The sequence below is a fragment of the Streptomyces sp. NPDC056628 genome, assembly GCF_042792555.1.
Classification (GTDB): Bacteria; Actinomycetota; Actinomycetes; order Streptomycetales; family Streptomycetaceae; genus Streptomyces.
This window is the reverse complement of the sequence record NZ_JBHTWG010000020.1, coordinates 1-18804: the sequence shown is the minus strand read 5'-3', so window position 1 is coordinate 18804 and position 18804 is coordinate 1. Positions and strand designations below refer to the sequence as shown.

Here is an 18804-nt window from a genome sequence, read left to right as displayed (position 1 = left end):
CCAAGGAGAACACGGCCATGGCCGTCGTCACGATGCGGGAGCTGCTGGAAAGCGGCGTCCACTTCGGTCACCAGACCCGCCGTTGGAACCCGAAGATGAAGCGCTTCATCTTCACCGAGCGCAACGGCATCTACATCATCGACCTGCTCCAGTCGCTGTCGTACATCGACCGCGCCTACGAGTTCGTCAAGGAGACCGTCGCCCACGGCGGCACGGTCATGTTCGTCGGCACGAAGAAGCAGGCGCAGGAGGCCATCGCCGAGCAGGCCACCCGCGTCGGCATGCCCTACGTCAACCAGCGCTGGCTGGGCGGCATGCTCACCAACTTCTCGACCGTCTACAAGCGTCTGCAGCGCCTCAAGGAGCTCGAGCAGATCGACTTCGAGGACGTCGCCGCGTCGGGTCTGACCAAGAAGGAGCTCCTGGTCCTCTCGCGTGAGAAGGCCAAGCTCGAGAAGACCCTCGGCGGTATCCGCGAGATGCAGAAGGTGCCCAGCGCCGTCTGGATCGTGGACACCAAGAAGGAGCACATCGCGGTCGGCGAGGCCCGGAAGCTCAACATCCCGGTCGTCGCCATCCTCGACACCAACTGCGACCCCGACGAGGTCGACTACAAGATCCCGGGCAACGACGACGCGATCCGCTCCGTCACCCTGCTCACCCGCGTGATCGCCGACGCCGTCGCCGAGGGCCTCATCGCCCGCAGCGGTGTCGCCACCGAGGGCAAGGGCGAGAAGGCCGCCGGCGAGCCGCTGGCCGAGTGGGAGCGCGACCTGCTCGAGGGTGAGAAGAAGGCCGACGAGGCTCCGGCTGCCGCCGAGACCCCCGCCGCCGAGACCCCCGCTGCGGAGGCCCCGGCCACCGAGGCTCCGGCCACCGAGGCTCCGGCCACCGAGGCTCCGGCCACCGAGGCTCCGGCCGCCGAGGGCGAGCAGGCCTGACACCGTCAGCGTTGACGGCGGGAGCGGTACTGGATCCCACGGCCCCCGTGCCGCGGTGAAACCCGCTCCCGCCGTTCACCTGTAGGTCGACGGAAGGCCGGCGGCCCCGGTCAGTCCATGGCGGCCGCAGACCCCGTAGATCTTCGATCTTCCAGACTTCCAGAAAGATTCACAGACTCATGGCGAACTACACCGCCGCTGACGTCAAGAAGCTCCGTGAGCTCACCGGCGCCGGCATGATGGACTGCAAGAAGGCGCTGGACGAGGCCGAGGGCAACGTCGAGAAGGCCGTCGAGGCGCTGCGCATCAAGGGCCAGAAGGGCGTCGCCAAGCGCGAGGGCCGCTCCGCCGAGAACGGCGCCGTGGTCTCGGTCATCGCCGACGACAACTCCTCCGGTGTCCTCGTCGAGCTGAAGTGCGAGACGGACTTCGTCGCCAAGGGCGAGAAGTTCCAGGCCGTGGCCAACGCCATCGCCGATCACGTCGCCAAGACCTCCCCGGCCGACATCGAGGCCCTGCTCGCCTCCGAGATCGAGGCCGGCAAGACCGTGCAGGCGTTCGTGGACGAGGCCAACGCCAACCTCGGCGAGAAGATCGTCCTGGACCGCTTCGCGCAGTTCGGCGACGGCTACGTGACGGCGTACATGCACCGCACGATGCCCGACCTGCCCCCGCAGATCGGTGTTCTCGTCGAGCTCGACAAGCCGAACGCCGAGGTCGCCAAGGGCGTCGCCCAGCACATCGCCGCCTTCGCGCCGAAGTACCTCTCCAAGGAGGACGTGCCGGCCGAGGTCGTCGAGTCCGAGCGCCGCGTCGCCGAGGAGACCACCCGCGCCGAGGGCAAGCCCGAGGCCGCCCTGCCGAAGATCGTCGAGGGTCGCCTCAACGGCTTCTTCAAGGACGCCACGCTGCTCGGTCAGCCGTACGCGCTCGACAACAAGAAGTCCGTCCAGAAGATCCTGGACGAGGCCGGTGTCACCCTGAAGCGCTTCGCGCGCATCAAGGTCGGCATCTGAGTCCGTGCCGCGCTCGACGCCCCGCCCCTATAGGGTCGAAGGCAGTCGATGGCGGACGCCGCCACCGCGCACGCGCGGCTGACGGACGACAGCAGATCTGACGAGGAGGCCATTGCCGCGCATGGGTTGCGACACACACCCCACCGGCAATGGCCTTCTTCGCATGTGCACCCAGTAACAAAGGCGGGATCTCGATGACCACCAAGACCCAGAAGAGCGACGACGGCAAAGTACACGGCCGGTTTCTGCTGAAGCTGTCCGGAGAGGCATTCTCCGGCGGCGGGGGACTCGGTGTCGACCCGGACGTGGTGCACAAGATCGCACGTGAGATCGCGGCCGTCGTACGCGACGGCGCCCAGGTCGCCGTCGTCATCGGCGGTGGCAACTTCTTCCGCGGTGCGGAACTCCAGCAGCGCGGCATGGACCGCGCGCGCTCCGACTACATGGGCATGCTCGGCACCGTGATGAACTGCCTCGCCCTCCAGGACTTCCTGGAGAACGAGGGCATCGACAGCCGGGTCCAGACCGCCATCACCATGGGTCAGGTCGCCGAGCCGTACATCCCGCTGCGCGCCGTGCGGCACCTGGAGAAGGGCCGCGTGGTCATCTTCGGGGCGGGCATGGGGATGCCGTACTTCTCCACCGACACCACCGCCGCGCAGCGCGCCCTGGAGATCGACGCCGAGGCGCTGCTGATGGGCAAGAACGGCGTCGACGGGGTCTACGACTCCGACCCGAAGACCAACCCGGACGCCGTCAAGTTCGACTCCCTCGGATACGGCGAGGTCATCACCCGGGATCTCAAGGTCGCCGACGCCACGGCGATCACACTGTGCCGCGACAACAAGCTCCCGATCCTCGTCTTCGAGCTTCTGGCGGAGGGCAATATCGCCCGTGCCGTCAAGGGTGAGAAGATCGGCACGCTGGTGGGTGAGCAGGGAGGTCGGGGCTGACGCCTCGGCACCGACCCGTCCGGGGGACGGACGGGACGGACCCTGGCCGGGGGATGGACAATGTCCTGCCGGTCGGGAACCGTGCAGGAAGAAGACGCGACGCAGCCGGCCGCCGCCTCCACCCAGGAACCGCAGCCGGGCCTTTCACTCAAGACACGCAGGAGCAAGTGGTGATCGAAGAGACCCTCCTCGAGGCCGAGGAGAAGATGGAGAAGGCCGTCGTGGTCGCCAAGGAGGACTTCGCCGCGATCCGCACCGGCCGTGCGCACCCGGCGATGTTCAACAAGATCGTGGCCGACTACTACGGTGCGCCGACGCCGATCAACCAGCTCGCCTCGTTCTCCGTGCCGGAGCCGCGCATGGCGGTCGTCACCCCGTTCGACAAGACCGCCCTGCGCAACATCGAGCAGGCGATCCGGGACTCCGACCTCGGTGTCAACCCGAGCAACGACGGCAACATCATCCGTGTGGTGTTCCCCGAGCTCACGGAGGAGCGCCGCCGCGAGTACATCAAGGTCGCCAAGGGCAAGGGCGAGGACGCCAAGGTGTCCATCCGCTCGGTCCGCCGCAAGGCCAAGGACGCCATCGACAAGCTGATCAAGGACGGCGAGATCGGTGAGGACGAGGGCCGGCGTGCGGAGAAGGAGCTCGACGACACCACCCACAAGTACGTCGCTCAGGTGGACGAGCTGCTGAAGCACAAGGAAGCCGAGCTGCTCGAGGTCTGATGAACGACTCTTCCTGGGGCGCGCCGACCGGGGCCGGGCAGGCCGGGTACTGGGGGCCCGACGATCGAGGACCTGTCCAAGGGGCCGACCCGGCAGGTCCCGCGTACGATGCGCCTCAGGCGCAGCAGACTCGCCCCATGCCCATCGTGCCCGACGGACCCGTGTACGGCGGAGACCAGGATGACGATCGGGGGGCCGCTCGGCTGAGTGGCCCCTTGTTCCGCGAGGAACCGTCGCAGGCGCGGCCTCACCACACGCCGCTGGCGCAGCCGTTCCAGGCGGTGCCGCAGAATCCGGAGCCCATGCCCGACGCCTCGCAGCCGGCGCCCCCGCCGCAGAAGAAGAGCGCGGGACGCGACCTGACCTCTGCCATAGGGGTCGGCGTCGGGCTCGGCGTCGTGATCGTGGCGTCCCTGTTCGTCGTCAAGGCCGTGTTCGTCGGTGTGGTCGCCGTGGCCGTGGTCGTGGGCCTGTGGGAGCTGACCAAGCGGCTGGAGGAGCGCAAGGGCATCAGGGCGCCGCTCGTCCCGCTCGCGGTCGGCGGCGCCGCGATGGTGGTCGCCGGATACGTGCGGGGCGCCGAGGGCGCCTGGGTGGCGATGGCGCTGACCGCGCTGGCCGTCCTGGTCTGGCGGATGACGGAGCCGCCCGAGGACTACCTCCGGGACGTCACCGCCGGTGTCTTCGCGGCGTTCTACGTCCCGTTCCTCGCCACGTTCGTCGCGATGATGCTGACCGCGGACGACGGGCCGTGGCGCGTCCTGACGTTCCTGCTCCTGACCGTCGTCAGCGACACCGGCGCGTACGCCATCGGCTGGCGCTTCGGCCGGACCAAGCTGGCGCCGCGCATCAGCCCCGGCAAGACCCGCGAGGGCCTGCTGGGCGCGGTGAGCTTCGCGATGGTGGCGGGCGCGCTGTGCATGCAGTTCCTGATCGACGACGGCAGCTGGTGGCAGGGCCTGCTCCTGGGCCTCGCGGTCGCGGCCAGCGCCACGCTGGGCGACCTCGGCGAGTCGATGATCAAACGCGACCTGGGCATCAAGGACATGGGCAGCCTCCTGCCGGGCCACGGCGGCATCATGGACCGCCTGGACTCGCTCCTCCCGACGGCACCGGTGGTGTGGCTGCTGCTGGTGGTGTTCGTGGGGTCGGGCTGAGCCGGTGGCTCCGCCCTGCCGGACCGTGACCATGGGGAGCCCCCGCTCTTTCGGAGCGGGGGCTCCGGCGTCGGCGGGGAAGCCCCGTGGACACGCGCCCCCAGGGAGGCACCGGCTGCAGCTCGCCCGCGGCGTGTGCGAGGGTGCCGCCGTGACCCCTGACGGCAGGAACCCCGTGTTCGGCACGGGAGTACCGGCACCTACTCCGACCGGCGCCTCCTGAAACCTCGGCGTCCGCCCCCAGGTGACCGTCCCCACCCCACGCGCGCCCGGGGCCCCGGAGTTGATCTGCCACACTGGAAGGGTTATGCCTGCACCCGGAGAACTGAACTCCGACAGGCATGAAGAAGCCCCCTACCAGCGGTTCTTCCGCTAGCAGGGGGCCGTTTCGTATCCGGTGGGCCGTCCCTGGGCCGTCAGGGATCCTGGGCCGTGCCGAAGACGTCGTCCAGGGCTCGGCGGGCTCGCTCGCTGCTGCTGGGCATCAGGTGGGCGTACACCCGCAGCGTCATCGCCGGATCGGCGTGGCCCAGGTACTCGCTCACGGCCTTGATGCTCTCGCCCGCGTCCAGGAGGACCGAGGCGTAGAAGTGGCGAAGGGCGTGCATCCCGTGCTGCCGGGCGGAGGCGTACGGCTTCCCGGGCTCCGGCGTGGGGATGATGCCAGCCGCGGCGAGTGCGGGCTTCCACTCGTGCACGTTGAAGTTGCTCCGCCAGACGACCCCACCCACCGTGTTCGTGAAGATCAGACGCCGCTCGGTGAGCGGACCGTCCGGCCTGCCCCACGGCAACTTGATGTCCACGGGCGGGTGACGCTCCATGTGCCGGCGCAGAGCGGAAGCCACTGACGAAGGCAGCGGGACGTTCCGTTCCTTGTTGCCCTTGGGTGGGGCGAAGACCGCGACCCCCCGGATGAGCTTGACCTGAGTGGTGACGTGCAATGTGTGGCCGTCGAGCTGGACGGCGTCCTCGGACAGACCGATGATCTCGCCCTGACGCAGACCGCAGCCGCTGCCCACGGAGACCATGGCTTGATAACGCTCGGGCAGAGCGTCGCGGACTGCACGCACCTGGGACGGAAGCCAGGGCACGACCCGAGCGGCCGAGACGACCGGCGGGCGGACAGACGCAGCCGAGCAGGGATTTCGGGCAAGGTGGCCATCGTCCACGGCGGCCGACAGCACGGCGCGGACGTTGGCGTAGATGTTGCGGGCGTAGGCACCGCCTATCGCGTCGTTCTCCAGGTCGCGGACGAACTCGCGGAGGTGGACCGGCCGGAAGGAGCCGAGCGGACGCGCGCCGATGCGAGGGAACGCGTGCAACCGAAGTCGGGTCTCCACGCCGATGCGGGTGTTCAGGTCGGTCGTCTGTCCGGCGATCCAGCGTTCCGCGTACTGCTGGAAGGTGATCCGGGCGGCCTTGGGATCGACGTACTGGCCTCGGGACATGTCGGCGGCCGTCTCGGCCAGCCACTCTTCCGCCTTGCGCTTCTGACGGTCGGGAAAGGACCGGCTCTTTTCCGTCCCGTCCGGACCGACGTACCGGGCCCGGTAGCGCAGGCCGCTGCCGTAGCGGTCGGTCTTCACTCTCACCGGTTTGCCGTCCGGGCCCGGCTCGGTTTTGTACCAGCGGTCCTGCACGTGGCCGGGCATCAGGCGGCCACCTCAGTCAGACCGTCGACCCATTCGCGAAGCCGGACGGGGTCGTACCTAAGGTGCCGGCCGACGCGGAAGGCTGGAGGACCTGTGCGCTTCCGCCGCCACTGGTACAGCGTCTCGACCGGGACGCCCAGCAGCTCGGCGACGTCGGCCGGGGTCAGGTACCGCTCCGGAAGCGTGCGTACGGTCATGTAATGGCTCCTTCCAAGACCAGGTCTCGCAGTGCTTGGCGGGCGGTTTCGCGGTTGAGTTGGAGGTCGCGGGCGATGGTGGCGGCCAGGGCTGATTCGCCGGGGGTGTGGCCGTGGCCGGCGTACTGCCAGTCGGCCAGGACGAGGACGGTGTCCGGCTCCTGGTCGTCGAGGCCGAGGGCGGCGTGTTCCTGGGCGGCGCGGTAGTCGGCGCGGGCCTGGCGGAGGGCGCCGAGGGTGGTCGAGTAGCGGCGGGACTTGGAGGAGAAGTGGCCGCGGAAGCCGAGCATGTGAGCCCAGGCCCACAGGCGCCTGTCGGGGTAGAGCGGATCGAGCAGCTTGCAGGCTTCGATCAAGCGGCGGGTGTGGTCCGGGACCTGGTGGCGGTCGAGTTCGGCGAGCTCCCCGATGCGGCGGTCGAGGGTGCCGGTGTTCTCGGCGGCCTTGGTGGCGTACTTGGCGACGTACGAGGCGACCGCCTGTTCCGTGATGTCGGAGCCGTCCCCGAAGGCTTTGACGGGTCGGACGTCGAGCTGGGTGCCCCAGCGGAAGGTGCGGGCTGGTTGGCCCTCGGCGGCCGGGACCGAGACCGAGGTGTACGAGTGCGCGGCAGCTGCATGGATCGCGTCGGCGAGGAGATCGACCGTTGCCCAGGCGGGCGGTGGCGTGTCGGGACCGTCCGGGCCGTCGAGGCGAATGACTGCGTGGAAGTGCAGGGCGCCGCGCTTCTGGAACTCGGCGACCTTGCCGTACGAGAGGCGTAGGTGGTCGGCGAGTTCGCGGCGGGTGAGGCCGGCGCGGGTGGCTATCTCGCGGCGGAGCCGGGTGGTGAAGCGCTGCCAGAGCTGTCCGGCGTGGTTGTTGAACAGGACGGCGCCCGCGTAGTCGTACGTCTCCGGGTCGAGGGCGGTGCCCAGGACCGGGTCGTCCGATGCGTGGCGTGTGCCGCAGCGGCAGATGCCTCGGTCGGGCCGGTTGTGGACCGGGCCGAAGGAGGGGGCGGTGAGGGTGGCGAAGACGCGGGGGTGGTCTCGGACGGTGGTGGGGATGTCGCGGCGGTCGTCTCCGGCCAGGCCCGCGCGGATGAGGTGGTAGGTGTCGCCCGCGTAGGTCCAGGCGCAGGACGGGCAGCGGGAGGCGCGGCGGTTGCCGCAGGCGAGGCGGAGGCGTCCGCCTGGTTCGTGTTCGGTGGAGTAGTGGTGCAGGGTCTCGCCGGTCGTCTTGTCCTTGTGGAGGGTCCAGCCGGTCAGGTGGATGGGGTCTGAGCAGCCACCGGTGCGGCGGATTTGGTCTTCCCAGCGGTGGTAGTCGGGGGCCGAAGCCACCCTCAGCAGGTCGCCGAGGGTGGTCGGGTCGAGCAGCGTCTCAGGCACGGGCGCCCTCCCGGGTGCGGCGGGCGGGGACAGTGCCCAGGCCGTTGCAGGCCGGGCAGTGGGCGGTGATGGTGCGCAGGTGACCGTGTCGGTCGCGGCCGCCGAGGGTGATGGCGACGGAGCCGAAGCCGTCGCAGTTCGAGCAGATCCGGGCGTTGCCGGTGGGGGCCGGGGTGGAGCCGGTCATGATGGGGGTTCCTTCCGGTTCAGTGGATCGGACAGGGGACGGCGTCCGGGCGGCGGAGACTTGGCGGTTGAGGCCGCCCGGGGGCCGGTCAGCGTCGCTTGGCCTCGGATGTGAGGAGCGAGCGCAGGACGACGGCGCAGACGGCGACCGAGGCGCCGGTGATGGCGACCGCCAGGAGCAGGGAGACCAGGACGGCGCCGACGACCAGGACGACGGCGGTGCCGCCGCCGACGAGGGCGAGCGCGGTGCCGGGCGTGAGCTGGACGGTGGGGCGAGACCGGGCGGGTTCCGTCGGGTAGGCCGGCGGGGTGTGCGAGCCCGGGACGACAGTGGTCGGCTCGACCACGGTGGGCGGCGTGACGCGGCCGGTCGGGGTGGGCATGGTCGGGATCTTCGGGCGGAACATCAGTGGTTCCCCTTTCGGGCGCGGGTCACTTGATGAAGGTGTCGATGGCGGGGGCCAGGACGCTGTCGGCGAGGAGGAAGCCGCCGAGCAGAAGCACCGCGATGAGCCAGGCGGGCGGGCGGATGAGCTTGACGCCGAGGTAGCCGACGACGAGCAGGGCGAACCAGAGCGGGACATCCATGGCGGTCTCCTAGCGGACGCGGCAGCGGTGGGTGCGGGCGGCGAGCTGGGCGGCGGACTGGCTGGAGTAGTCGGCGGACCAGCCGCAGCCGTCCGCGCTGCACACGGCGGCGTGCTTGGTGGTGCCGTGGCGGTCGCGGTGGGTGCCGACCTGCACCGGGCCGATCCGCATCACAGAGTGGAAGAAGTCGCGGGCGGGCATGTCAGTCGGTCTCCGTTCGGGTCAGGTTCGGGTCGGGGAAGGCGGCGCGGATACCGGCGGCGGTGGCCGGGTCGGCGGTGAGGCGGGCGGCCTCCTCGGCGAGCAGGTAGGCGAGGAAGGGCCGGTTGGCGGCGGCCATCTCACGGGCGGCGTCGAGGTGGTCGGCGGCGGTCAGGTCGGCCGGGTCGACGAGCACGAGGTGTCTCCCTTCGGATCAGGCGAGCTGGGCGGCTATGGCGTCGGCCAGCTGGGGCGGGACGCCGAGGCGGGCGCGCAGGGTGTCGGTGTCGATGGGCGATCCCGTACGCGCCTGGTGGTCGTCGGCGACCTTGCGGGCGTGGTCGACGAGCGCGGCCGGGACCGGCGGAGCCGTGACAGGAGGAATCGGAGCGGGCTCGGCGGCGGGAAGCTCCGGGGTGTCGTCGGCGGCCGGGACGGGCTCAGGCTCCGGGACGGGCGTGGGCACGGGCTCGGGTGCCGGTTCGGGGTCCGGGACCGTAGGCGCCGGCGGTTCCGGGACCTGCTCTGCGGCGGAGTGGGCCAGGAGCGTCCCACCCATGAACGCGAGCGCGGGCCACGCCGCGACGAGGATGCGCAGCCATGCCGGAACCTGGTCCAGGTCGAGCAGACCGGCCGTGGCCACGTTGGCGCCCAGCGAGGCGAACAGCGCGGTGATGAACCAGCACCAAGCCAGCCGTGAAGGACCGTCCGTCCGCAGTCGGCGCCAGGCGGCTACCAGGAGAAGGTCGACGCTGATCGGGTAGGCCCAGGCCTTCCAGCCGTCCTGTCCGGCAGCGGCGGCGAGGTCGTGGAGGTGGGCGAAGGACAGGGCCCCGGCGATGACGGCCTGGACCAGGACCGCGTCGACGCGAAGAGCGGGGCGGGCCATCACGAGCTCCCTTCTGGGATGAGGCATGGCGGGGGTAGGGACCTGGCGCGAGGCGGTCGCGCCGACCGGTTGGGGCGGGAGGATCAGGCCGTGACGGGGGCTGTCTTGGACAGCGGCACGCGAGGAGCGGGCGGCGCGGCTACGGCAGGCCGGAAGGGCTCCAGGACGGGCAGCGCGGGCGTGCGGTCGGCGTGCTTGTTGCAGACGTTCACGGCTTGGCGCAGGGAGGTGTGCGGGGCGCGGATGCGGTGCCAGCCTCCGGTGGAGTCACCGGCGATGGCGACGCCACGCAGCTCGGCGGGGATCTGGATGGCGGCCAGGACGGCGTCCGGGGAGATGTCGCCGAAGGCCATGTTCGCGGAGGCCTCGTCGTTGACGCGGTGTGCGGTGCGGCCGGTGAGCTGGGCACGGAGCATGGTGATGCCCTTGCCGAGTTCGGAGCCGAAGCGCTGGCCGCAGATCTCCAGGTAGATGCCGGCCGCGCGGCCGAGCTGGGCGAGGCGGACCAGGGCGGTGATGATGCGGTCCCGCCGCTTCTCCTCTTCCTTGTTGGCGAACAGGGCCAGCTCGGCGACCTCGTCCACCAGGACCACGACCGGGACCGGGCGCAGTTCCTCGGGCAGGTCCCAGATGTCGGCGGCAATGTCCGCGTCCGGTACAGCGACGCTGATGCGCTGCTCGGCCCGGATCAGTTGGTAGACCCCCTGCATGTGGTCGACGAGCGCGTCGAGCAGTTCGGCGGCGGTGTCGGGGTTGTCGGCGAGCGCGGAGAACCGGTGTGCCAGCGGGAAGAGTTCCACTCCCTGCTTGCAGTCGATGCCGACCAGGGCAACATCCATCGGGGCGAGCCCGGCGACCAGGTTGCGCTGATACACGGACTTGCCGGACTCCGTGGCCCCGAGGGTGAGGGCGTGCGGGACGGCGCGGTAGTCGCGGTAGTGCACCGAGCCGTCTTCCCGCAGGGCGACCGGCACCCGCATGGGTCGGGCGTCTGCCTTGGCGGGCATCTGCACCCGCTTGAGCACGTCATAGCCGGTCATCCGCAGCTCTACGACGCCGGACCGCACTTCCCGGGAGGTGACGCCGTACATCGCGAAGGAGTGCCGCAACCGGTCGGAAGCCGCCGCGACGTCGAAGGCGTCCTGCCCCGGGCGAAGCTTGAGTCGCAGGACGAGCCCTGTACGGGTCGGGCGTAACCGAAGGATGCGCGGCACCCGGGAGTCAGGCACCGGCCGGTCGGCGATCCGGGCGAGGGCGAGGCGCCAGCGCGAGGGCGGAACGGTCAGCCCGCAGGCGTCCATGACCGAGGCGTACCGGATCAGGACCCGGAGCGCCGCGAGGGTGACCCCGAAGGTCAGCCAGTACCAGGCGGGGCGCCGCCACCGCAGGAGACCCGCAGTGGCGACGACCAGCACCAGGGCGACCGTGAACGCGGCCATGATCAGGCCGCCTTGGGCTTCGCCGCAGCATCGGCGAGCGAGGTGACGGCGACCGCGCGGAACGCGATGCCGTGCCGCTTCTGCCCGTTGAACTCGTTCTCCCACGGACGGGCGACCAGGCCGGTGAGAGCGACCGGGGTCCCCATGGCCAGCTCGGCGGAGATGCCCGGCTCCGGGACGGTGATGGAGAGGATCTCCACCTCGTCGTTGGCCGCGAACATCACGTCGACGGTCATCATCGTCGCGCCGGTCTCGGCGTCGGTGGCGATCTCGCCCGTACGGCGGTCCTTGACCTTGGGCTGCGGGGCCTTGGCGACCATCACGGTGGCGTTGGCGGTGTCGACGGGAATCTGGCGCACAGCAGATCACTCCTACATAGAGGCTGGACTCTGTCACTCATGTACATGAGTGACATGAAGAAGAGTGCATCACTCCTATACATGAGTCAACCCGCCGCGAAGACGAACTCGCGACGGGCTGTGGGCAGTTGAGCGGCCGTCAGTCTGCTGCCGGGATCCGATACTCGAAAACGAACTGGTCAGCGGCCATGAGCGTGTCGCAGACCTCGACCACCAGGCCCTCGGTCGTACGGGCCTCCCGGATCAGATGAAGCAGGGGCGCACCAGGACTGAGCGCCAGCTCGGACGCCTCTGCCTTGGAGGCCGGACGCGCTTGCAGCGTCTCGACGAACTCGGCGAACTCATGCCCGTGCTCTTCGAGTCGGGCGTAGATGCCACCGCCACCGGGGTTCTCGGCGAACAGCTCCGGGATCTCCTTGACGACGTCCCACGGCAGGTACGACGTCGCGGTCTCGACCGGCGTGCCGTTGCGGAAGTAGAGACGTCGGCGGGCGAGAACCTGAGTGCCAACGGGCACGCCCAGACGGCGGGCGGCATCCTCGAGGGCCTCCATCGGCCCGATGTAGAGGACGCTCACCTTGGCAGAGGCGCCGGACTGCTCGGACTCCGCGAGATACGCGGCCTTACCCCCCTGACGGAGAGAGCGCCGGAAGCGATCGGAGGAGCGGTGCCGCACGGGCGGCCGGTCCTTCACGATGGAGCCCTTGCCGTGCCGGGTCTCTACGAGGCCGCTTGCGCGCACCTCGACCATGGCCTTACGGATGGTGCCGCCAGAGACGCCGTAGCGGTCGACCAACTCGGACTCACTCGGCACCATGTCGCCAGGCTCGAGGACGCCTGCCCGGATCTGCTGAACGATCTCGTTCGCGATCTGCACGTACCGAGGTACGGCCTTGTCTCCTCCTACCGCGGTTCCCATAGTCCTTCTCTTCCTCCTATGCTCCTGTACATGAGTCAATCACAGGAGGCAAGGCAGGCACCATCGCTGCACTCGGTATCCGTGGCCGGAGCCGTGGTGCGCGAGGACGGGCGCCTCCTGGCGATCCGCCGCGCCGACAACGGCACTTGGGAGCTCCCCGGCGGCGTACTCGAACTCGAAGAGACCCCTGAAGCGGGCGTCGCCCGCGAGGTCCTGGAGGAGACAGGCATCCAGGTCGAGGTGGACGAACTCACCGGCGTCTACAAGAACACGACCCGAGGCATCGTGGCACTGGTCTTCCGCTGCAAGCCATCCGGCGGCGAGGAACGGACGTCCGACGAGTCGACGGCGGTTGCATGGCTCACGCCTGACGAGGTGGCGGAGCGCATGTCCGAGGTCTTCGCGATCAGGCTCTTGGATGCCTTGGACGGCAACGGACCCCACGTACGGAGCCACGACGGCCGGCACCTCATCACAGCGGGATAAGACTTTCTCTACTTCATCAAGGCGGCTCGCTCCGCTCACCGCGCGCGGCACGGGCGCCGGCCGGGCCTGCGCTCCTGTCTCCGCCCCGCTCCAGCCCGGCCGGCGCCCGTGCCGCGTTGGCAGAATTCCCTCTTCATTCTGCAAGAGGCGCACGCTGCAAGGCGGTCAGGCTGACCACGTTGAGCAGCCACGGTGCCATCAGGATTCCAAGATCAATAACGGGCTCACCCGCTACACCTCGGTAGCACCGTGGTACGTCGTCTCTCGACTGCCACTGTTCGGTGGCTTGCTGATAGGACGTCAGGCCCATAGGATCCATGATTCAGCGAGTATCAAGGCCTGAGGGGGAGCGCGATGTCGGCCTATTTCAACTCTAAAATCCTGGCCCGAATGTGGGAACGAGTTGAGCAGAGCAAACAGGATTCCGATGTCGCATACTTTCACGACCTGATGCTCCTCGGCGAGTTCCTGGTTAAACTCCTCACATCGACAGTCCTAGCAAGTGTAGGAAACGATAGGGATCGACAAAGGTACAAGGTTGAGTATCAGCTAGTTCGAGCTGATGGTATCGGCGAGTGGTCAAGGGCCTTGGAAGAGGTGATTTCTGGACCAGCAAATGCCTATATCCTTCCCGAAGCTAGGCCTCTCGTTCGTGAGCTTACCGAGAACTTCCTGACCGGTGAGGCTTCGTGGCAAAGGGTAGCGATCGATAATCTGAGTGCCGCATGCCAGGAGATCGACTCAGATCTCGAACAAGCCGCCCGAAAAACAAATCTGCAGTGGTGGGTCAGGAATTTCGCTACTCTGCGCAATAGGACGCGCGGCCATGGCGCCATCACCATTGGTAAGTGCTCGACCGCAGCACCGCTCCTCGAAGTATCCATCTTGTCACTGATGACTGGCTGCGCAGCGTTTTCGATCCCATGGATTTACTTGCACCGCAACATTTCAGGGAAATACCGCCTGTCCGCGATTTCGGGGAATACATCTGATTTTTCATACCTCAAATCAGAAAAAGATCACGTATACACAGATGGAATTCACATTGCTTTCGGAGAGAGATTGGTACGCCTTCCTCTGCTCCATGGCGACGTAGACATTCATGATTTCTACATGGCGAACGGAGGATACAAGGAAGGCAAGGGAGGCACCGGGTCAACCTACGAAGCGCTTTCATACATCACGGACACCAGGAGGCGTGAAAGCGCCGAGTCTTATCAAACGCCTCCCAATTCACTACCACCCAGCGAGACAGAGGGGGACCCCGACCTCGACCTCGAAGGAAAGTCATTCGCCAACATCCCGCCCTCTCTGAAGGATTACATCAAGAGGCCGGACTTGGAGTCCGAGGTTTTCTCCCTTCTCCAGGATGATAGGCATCCAGTGGTCACTCTTGTTGGAAGGGGAGGCATCGGAAAAACTTCGCTCGCTTTGGAGGTACTTCATCGCGTTGCGCAGACTGGTCACTATTTTGCGATTCTCTGGTTCAGTTCCCGGGACATCGACCTGCTTCCCAACGGTCCGAAGCCTGTCCGGCCGGCAGTCCTATCCAAGGAAGACATCGCCAAGCAGTTTGTGAAACTCATGAACCCGACCGAGGCCAAGGTTAAGGGGTTTAAGGCGGTTGATTACCTAGCAAGCGCTCTAGCCGAGCGGGACGAAAGTAGGAGACTTCTCCTGGTTTTCGATAACTTCGAAACCGCCTCACATCCCCTTGAACTGTATCAGTTCATCGACTCTCACGTTCGGTGTCCAAATAAGGTCCTTATCACGACCCGAATGCGTGACTTCAAAGCGGACTTTCCAGTTGAGATCCGCGGAATGAAGAGGGCAGAATTCGAAGACCTTGTGATGTTGACCTCGCGAAAATTGGGTATTGAAAGCCTCCTGACCGTCTCGTATGTCGAATCGCTCTACGAGGAAACTGACGGACATCCATATTTCGTGAAGATACTTTTGGGAGACACGAAGCGAGAAGGTAAAGCGATTCCCGTCGGGCGACTTTTCCTCAACAAAGAAGACTCCCTAAGGGCTCTTTTTGAGCGATCGTATGGGGTGCTATCTCCAGCAGCTCAGCGCGTTTTTCTGACACTGAGCAATTGGCGTTCTCTAGTCCCTAGGCTCGCCCTGGAGGCCGCTCTAATCCGACCCCAAAATGAAACTATGGACGTTGATGACGCCCTAAGTCAGCTAGAACGCTACTCAATGATTGAGGTTCTAACGGACGATGACGGATCGCAGTTCTTGCGAACACCGATGACTGCGGCCGTCTTCGGCCAAAGCAAACTCAAGGTGAGTCAATTCAGACCCCTTGTCCTTGCTGATACTCAATTGATACAGCAGTTCGGCCCCATGCAAGTTACTGATGTCTCAAAGGGGATGCTTCCCAGGATCGAACGAATGATTAGGGTGATCGCCTCCCTTCGTCAATCTGGCAAGGACTATCAACCTCAGATAAGGGCCCTTGAGTATGTCGCGGGGCGCTACCCGGAGGCATGGCTGCGGATCGCCGACTTTTACCTGGAGGGATCTCGTGATGACTGGGGTAAAGCACGGGCTAGCATCGAAAGGCTCCTGGAGCTTGATGAGACTAATGTTGCAGCGTGGCGCAAATTGATCTATGTAAATCAACGGCTGGGTGACGCCCTTCAGGAGCTGAATGCTCGTATCGTTCTGGCCGAAATGCCGGATGCAGACTACTCAGAGATTGCGAATGCGGCAAGTTTCTTCGCTCACACGCAAAGGAATCAATCTCTTCAATTCGACCCAGAAGTAAGAGCCATGATGATCTCCAATCTAACTCACCTTATGGAAAGCAGGAAAACCGAAGCGACTCCGACGGAACTTAGTCGACTGGCATGGCTTTACTTGTATTCGAAAGATGTCACCAAAGCCAATGAAGTAGTGACAGAAGGACTCCTGCGCGATCCCACTAATCCTCATCTCGCAAAGCTCGACGAGAAATTGAGAGAGTCCCCTGAAGTTAGCTGATGAATTCCCAAGCGTCAGAAAGAGTTGCTCGCCAGAAACTGGCCTCTCAAACGGCCATTCCGTCGGAGCTCGCGCAACAACGGCGCCAGTAGCACGGCTGAGGCCAGTGGGGGTACAGCGAGGCACACGCGCGCCTGCACGGTCGGCTGACCCGCCATCGTGGCTGACTGCCGTCGGCTGAGGCTCAGACACTCGGGGCCGGCTCCGCCAAGGAGCGTGCGAGGCGGAAGGACCGTGCCATTCGCCTGCCAGATCCTGCGGGGACGCCGCAGACCAACCCCAGCCAGGGCTGCTGTGGCCGACCTCGCAGCAGAGCTGCCGGCGACCCTCGTCGGGGACGATGGCGAGCACTGCACGGGGACCCGCAGTGCTGGCGGCGTAGAGCACTGAGCTTGGGAAAGCTCGGGTTTCTTGGCGGCGGACGGCGAGATGCCCCGGGCCACCCGACAAGGGTCGGCCAAGGTCCCACAGAACCGTGCGTTAAGGTCTCCCGTCTTCTTGAAGGCCGCCAGCGTCCGGCCGCCGCGAGAGTGAGCTCCGCTGGGCATGACAATGACAAGGCATCGGTACCCATCCTTCCTAGAGCGCCGTCTGTCTGTCAGTGCTGCTCCGTAGAGTTCGGAGCGAACAATCTTCCAACGATCACGGCCTACGGGGGCATGTTCAGTGAGCGCAACACGCCGCAGGCGCCAGTCCGCTAGCCCGGAACCGACGATCGTGCCGGTCGCCCGGCTCGCCGACCGTGTGTTGACCGGCGAGATCGTGCTGCCGAAGTACCAGCGGGCGTTCGTGTGGGGGCCGCACCAGATCCTCCACCTCCTGGATTCGGTGCTGCGCAACTACCCCATCGGCAGCCTGCTGCTGTGGGACACCACGGAACAACTCGCCAGCGAGGAGACCGTCGCGGGCTTGGATGTGGACCCCCCGCGTCCCGGTCGCCCGGTCAAGTACATCCTCGACGGCCAGCAGAGGCTCGCCAGCATCATCGGCGCACTGCACGGCGGCACCGGCTCCTGGGACATCGCCTATGACCTGGAAGAGGAGCGCTTCTTCCGGCGCACCCCGGAGAGCCCGACGGGGCCGCACATCATCCCTATGCGGAAGGTGAGCTCGGCGGGGTCTCTCTTCGGGCAGGTGGCCGAGTTGTCCCCCGAGCTGCGCGAGCGCGCGACCGAGCTGTACGAGCAGTTCGCCAATTACCTGGTGCCAGTGGTGACCTTGGACCACATGTCGGCTGAGGAGTCGGCGGAGGTCTTCGTACGGATCAACAACACGGGCACGACGATGAACATCGTCGACGTGGCGCGGGCCGGCACATGGAGCCCCGACTTCGACCTCAAGGAGGAGATCGAATCACTGCTCCAGGTCCTCGACTCGAAGCGCTACGGCCGGGTCGACACCAAGACCATGCTCCGGACGATCGCGGTTGCCTCCGGATTCGGGTTCTCCACCAAGGACATCAACCGTCTGAGAGAACTCGCCAAGGAGCGGTTGCGGGAGGCTGTGGCCGAGGCGGCGAAGGCGGCCGAGCGGGCGGTGGATTTCCTCAGCACCCAGATCCGTACACCGAAGGCCGATGCGCTGCCGTACTACAACCAGTTCGCGGTGCTCGTCGAAGTGTTCCGGCAGCTACCGAAGCCTTCGTCCGCGCAGTACGACGCGTTGCGCCGCTGGTTCTGGCTGACCGCGAGCGGTGAGTACTTCAAGGGCTGGAGCGAGGCCCAGATGGGTCCCGACCTGCAGGCGATCACTTCATTCGCCAAGGGTGAGGCCCGAGAGATCGAGACGGGAGCGGCGCTCCCGCGGAGCGCCGTGTGGCGGCGGAGCGCTTTCTCCAAACGGAACGCACCGAGCAAGCTCCTCGCTCTCCTCCTTGCGTACGAGGACCCGCTGGACCTGCTCACCGGGCAGCGGATCGACGTGGGCAGAGCCTTGTCCTGGCAGAACGACAAAGAGTTCCATCACTTCTTTCCCAAGGCGTTTCTGCGATCGCGCGGGGTGAGCAGCGCTGGCGCGAACGTCTGCGGCAATCTGGTCATGCTGACCTCCCACAGCAACATCTGGGTGACCGACCGGCCACCCTCGCAGTATCTGCGAGACCTGGCCGACATCGAGGGCGAGGGACCGCTACGTGAGCGGTTGAGTACCTGTCTGGTAGAGGAAGACGCCTACCAGGCGGCATTGAGGGACGACTACGACACATTTCTGCGCGTGAGGTCGGAGACTTTGCACCGGCGGTTGATGCAGTTGATCGGTGGAACGGCGGGACCGGCGAGTCTTGCCGCGAGGGGTGAGGCGCAGTCGGTGCCCGATGACGAGGGGCTGGAGGAGGAAGCGGACGCCGACTCCCTCCTGGACGAACCGATCGACCGCGATTCCGCGGACTGATGGGTGATGTGGGGCAGGAATGCGGATGGCGGACGTACCGGTCTCTGACCGACCCCGGGAGGGGCTGCTGGACCGAGGAGCGGAAGCGCTCTCCGACCGCGAACTCCTCACCCTGCTGATCGGCTCAAGCACGGGTGGTTGCGATGCGGTGGAACTAGCTGGGCAGCTCATCGCCCGGCGCGGCGGGCTGCACGAACCCTCCCGGACACCGGCACACGAGCTGTTGGCGGGCCTGCCGGGGATGGGTGTCGGCGACGGCTGAAAAGTGGACCAGCGGCGACGCTTGAAAGTTGACCCCCTCCAGGGGCTTGGCTCGTTGAGTCAGGCCGGGAGGAGTGGTG

At 66.7% G+C, this 18804-nt stretch carries 21 protein-coding genes; 9 read left to right on the top strand and 12 right to left on the bottom strand.

Going from position 1 to position 18804, the window contains the following annotated elements; all coding sequences use genetic code 11:
• The first annotated feature begins 17 nt into the window (after positions 1-17).
• The 5 genes from rpsB to ACFRAC_RS22935 all read left to right on the top strand — a co-directional run bounded on the left by rpsB (position 18) and on the right by ACFRAC_RS22935 (position 4795).
• Positions 18-941 carry a 30S ribosomal protein S2 gene (gene rpsB / locus ACFRAC_RS22955; RefSeq protein WP_382926648.1) on the top strand — a complete coding sequence of 308 codons (924 nt, stop codon included), beginning with the start codon at positions 18-20 and terminating at the stop codon, positions 939-941.
• A gap of 179 nt (positions 942-1120) precedes the next feature.
• Entirely contained in the window at positions 1121-1957 is an 837-nt protein-coding gene (gene tsf / locus ACFRAC_RS22950; protein ID WP_382926646.1) for a translation elongation factor Ts, read from the top strand.
• A gap of 194 nt (positions 1958-2151) precedes the next feature.
• Complete coding sequence (gene pyrH / locus ACFRAC_RS22945) at positions 2152-2910, top strand: UMP kinase (protein WP_382926643.1); 759 nt, start codon at positions 2152-2154, stop codon at positions 2908-2910.
• Between the two features lie 170 nt (positions 2911-3080).
• On the top strand, positions 3081-3638 hold the full coding sequence (frr, locus tag ACFRAC_RS22940; protein ID WP_031485072.1) for a ribosome recycling factor: 558 nt from the start codon (positions 3081-3083) through the stop codon (positions 3636-3638).
• On the top strand, positions 3638-4795 hold the full coding sequence (locus ACFRAC_RS22935) for a phosphatidate cytidylyltransferase (RefSeq protein WP_382926640.1): 1158 nt from the start codon (positions 3638-3640) through the stop codon (positions 4793-4795). The genes frr and ACFRAC_RS22935 overlap by 1 nt, the downstream gene beginning before the upstream one ends.
• Positions 4796-5211: 416 nt before the next feature.
• On the opposite strand, the gene ACFRAC_RS22930 is transcribed toward ACFRAC_RS22935, so the two are convergent.
• The 12 genes from ACFRAC_RS22930 to ACFRAC_RS22875 all read right to left on the bottom strand — a co-directional run bounded on the left by ACFRAC_RS22930 (position 5212) and on the right by ACFRAC_RS22875 (position 12598).
• Entirely contained in the window at positions 5212-6447 is a 1236-nt protein-coding gene (locus ACFRAC_RS22930; RefSeq protein ID WP_382926637.1) for a tyrosine-type recombinase/integrase, read from the bottom strand.
• Positions 6447-6644, bottom strand: a complete 198-nt coding sequence (locus ACFRAC_RS22925; protein WP_115507958.1) for a helix-turn-helix domain-containing protein — start codon at positions 6642-6644, stop codon at positions 6447-6449. The genes ACFRAC_RS22930 and ACFRAC_RS22925 overlap by 1 nt, the downstream gene beginning before the upstream one ends.
• Positions 6641-8017, bottom strand: a complete 1377-nt coding sequence (gene repSA, locus ACFRAC_RS22920) for a replication initiator protein RepSA (RefSeq protein WP_382926633.1) — start codon at positions 8015-8017, stop codon at positions 6641-6643. Before repSA ends, ACFRAC_RS22925 begins: the two co-directional genes overlap by 4 nt.
• On the bottom strand, positions 8010-8204 hold the full coding sequence (locus ACFRAC_RS22915; protein ID WP_382926630.1) for a hypothetical protein: 195 nt from the start codon (positions 8202-8204) through the stop codon (positions 8010-8012). Before ACFRAC_RS22915 ends, repSA begins: the two co-directional genes overlap by 8 nt.
• 88 nt (positions 8205-8292) lie before the next feature.
• Entirely contained in the window at positions 8293-8610 is a 318-nt protein-coding gene (locus ACFRAC_RS22910; RefSeq protein WP_382926627.1) for a SpdD-like protein, read from the bottom strand.
• A 25-nt stretch (positions 8611-8635) separates the two neighbouring features.
• Entirely contained in the window at positions 8636-8791 is a 156-nt protein-coding gene (locus ACFRAC_RS22905) for a hypothetical protein (protein WP_086867423.1), read from the bottom strand.
• Positions 8792-8800: 9 nt separating this feature from the next.
• Positions 8801-8992 carry a mobile element transfer protein gene (locus ACFRAC_RS22900; RefSeq protein WP_382926623.1) on the bottom strand — a complete coding sequence of 64 codons (192 nt, stop codon included), beginning with the start codon at positions 8990-8992 and terminating at the stop codon, positions 8801-8803.
• Between the two features lies 1 nt (position 8993).
• On the bottom strand, positions 8994-9188 hold the full coding sequence (locus ACFRAC_RS22895; RefSeq protein WP_382926620.1) for a hypothetical protein: 195 nt from the start codon (positions 9186-9188) through the stop codon (positions 8994-8996).
• An 18-nt stretch (positions 9189-9206) separates the two neighbouring features.
• On the bottom strand, positions 9207-9881 hold the full coding sequence (locus ACFRAC_RS22890; protein ID WP_381919114.1) for a DUF2637 domain-containing protein: 675 nt from the start codon (positions 9879-9881) through the stop codon (positions 9207-9209).
• Between the two features lie 83 nt (positions 9882-9964).
• Entirely contained in the window at positions 9965-11320 is a 1356-nt protein-coding gene (locus tag ACFRAC_RS22885; protein ID WP_382926617.1) for an FtsK/SpoIIIE domain-containing protein, read from the bottom strand.
• A gap of 2 nt (positions 11321-11322) precedes the next feature.
• Positions 11323-11679 (bottom strand): hypothetical protein, encoded by a 357-nt coding sequence (locus ACFRAC_RS22880; RefSeq protein ID WP_115507966.1) that lies wholly within the window; start codon positions 11677-11679, stop codon positions 11323-11325.
• 139 nt (positions 11680-11818) lie between these two features.
• Entirely contained in the window at positions 11819-12598 is a 780-nt protein-coding gene (locus tag ACFRAC_RS22875; RefSeq protein WP_382926613.1) for a GntR family transcriptional regulator, read from the bottom strand.
• An 18-nt stretch (positions 12599-12616) separates the two neighbouring features.
• On the opposite strand from ACFRAC_RS22875, the gene ACFRAC_RS22870 reads away from it, so the two are divergent.
• The 4 genes from ACFRAC_RS22870 (at position 12617) to ACFRAC_RS22855 (ending at position 18725) form a co-directional block, all read left to right on the top strand.
• Complete coding sequence (locus ACFRAC_RS22870) at positions 12617-13084, top strand: NUDIX hydrolase (RefSeq protein WP_382926610.1); 468 nt, start codon at positions 12617-12619, stop codon at positions 13082-13084.
• 354 nt (positions 13085-13438) lie between these two features.
• Positions 13439-16075 carry an NB-ARC domain-containing protein gene (locus tag ACFRAC_RS22865; protein ID WP_382926607.1) on the top strand — a complete coding sequence of 879 codons (2637 nt, stop codon included), beginning with the start codon at positions 13439-13441 and terminating at the stop codon, positions 16073-16075.
• Between the two features lie 717 nt (positions 16076-16792).
• Positions 16793-18463, top strand: a complete 1671-nt coding sequence (locus tag ACFRAC_RS22860) for a DUF262 domain-containing protein (RefSeq protein ID WP_382926605.1) — start codon at positions 16793-16795, stop codon at positions 18461-18463.
• 25 nt (positions 18464-18488) lie between these two features.
• Entirely contained in the window at positions 18489-18725 is a 237-nt protein-coding gene (locus ACFRAC_RS22855; protein ID WP_382926602.1) for a UPF0758 domain-containing protein, read from the top strand.
• Positions 18726-18804: the final 79 nt, after the last annotated feature.

Coding starts and splice junctions, on each gene's coding strand:
- rpsB (WP_382926648.1), top strand. CDS start 18: ATGGCCGTCGTCACGATGCGGGAGCTGCTGGAAAGCGGCGTCCACTTC.
- tsf (WP_382926646.1), top strand. CDS start 1,121: ATGGCGAACTACACCGCCGCTGACGTCAAGAAGCTCCGTGAGCTCACC.
- pyrH (WP_382926643.1), top strand. CDS start 2,152: ATGACCACCAAGACCCAGAAGAGCGACGACGGCAAAGTACACGGCCGG.
- ACFRAC_RS22935 (WP_382926640.1), top strand. CDS start 3,638: ATGAACGACTCTTCCTGGGGCGCGCCGACCGGGGCCGGGCAGGCCGGG.
- ACFRAC_RS22930 (WP_382926637.1), bottom strand. CDS start 6,447: ATGCCCGGCCACGTGCAGGACCGCTGGTACAAAACCGAGCCGGGCCCG.
- ACFRAC_RS22925 (WP_115507958.1), bottom strand. CDS start 6,644: ATGACCGTACGCACGCTTCCGGAGCGGTACCTGACCCCGGCCGACGTC.
- ACFRAC_RS22915 (WP_382926630.1), bottom strand. CDS start 8,204: ATGACCGGCTCCACCCCGGCCCCCACCGGCAACGCCCGGATCTGCTCG.
- ACFRAC_RS22910 (WP_382926627.1), bottom strand. CDS start 8,610: ATGTTCCGCCCGAAGATCCCGACCATGCCCACCCCGACCGGCCGCGTC.
- ACFRAC_RS22905 (WP_086867423.1), bottom strand. CDS start 8,791: ATGGATGTCCCGCTCTGGTTCGCCCTGCTCGTCGTCGGCTACCTCGGC.
- ACFRAC_RS22900 (WP_382926623.1), bottom strand. CDS start 8,992: ATGCCCGCCCGCGACTTCTTCCACTCTGTGATGCGGATCGGCCCGGTG.
- ACFRAC_RS22890 (WP_381919114.1), bottom strand. CDS start 9,881: ATGGCCCGCCCCGCTCTTCGCGTCGACGCGGTCCTGGTCCAGGCCGTC.
- ACFRAC_RS22885 (WP_382926617.1), bottom strand. CDS start 11,320: ATGGCCGCGTTCACGGTCGCCCTGGTGCTGGTCGTCGCCACTGCGGGT.
- ACFRAC_RS22875 (WP_382926613.1), bottom strand. CDS start 12,598: ATGGGAACCGCGGTAGGAGGAGACAAGGCCGTACCTCGGTACGTGCAG.
- ACFRAC_RS22870 (WP_382926610.1), top strand. CDS start 12,617: ATGCTCCTGTACATGAGTCAATCACAGGAGGCAAGGCAGGCACCATCG.
- ACFRAC_RS22865 (WP_382926607.1), top strand. CDS start 13,439: ATGTCGGCCTATTTCAACTCTAAAATCCTGGCCCGAATGTGGGAACGA.
- ACFRAC_RS22855 (WP_382926602.1), top strand. CDS start 18,489: ATGGCGGACGTACCGGTCTCTGACCGACCCCGGGAGGGGCTGCTGGAC.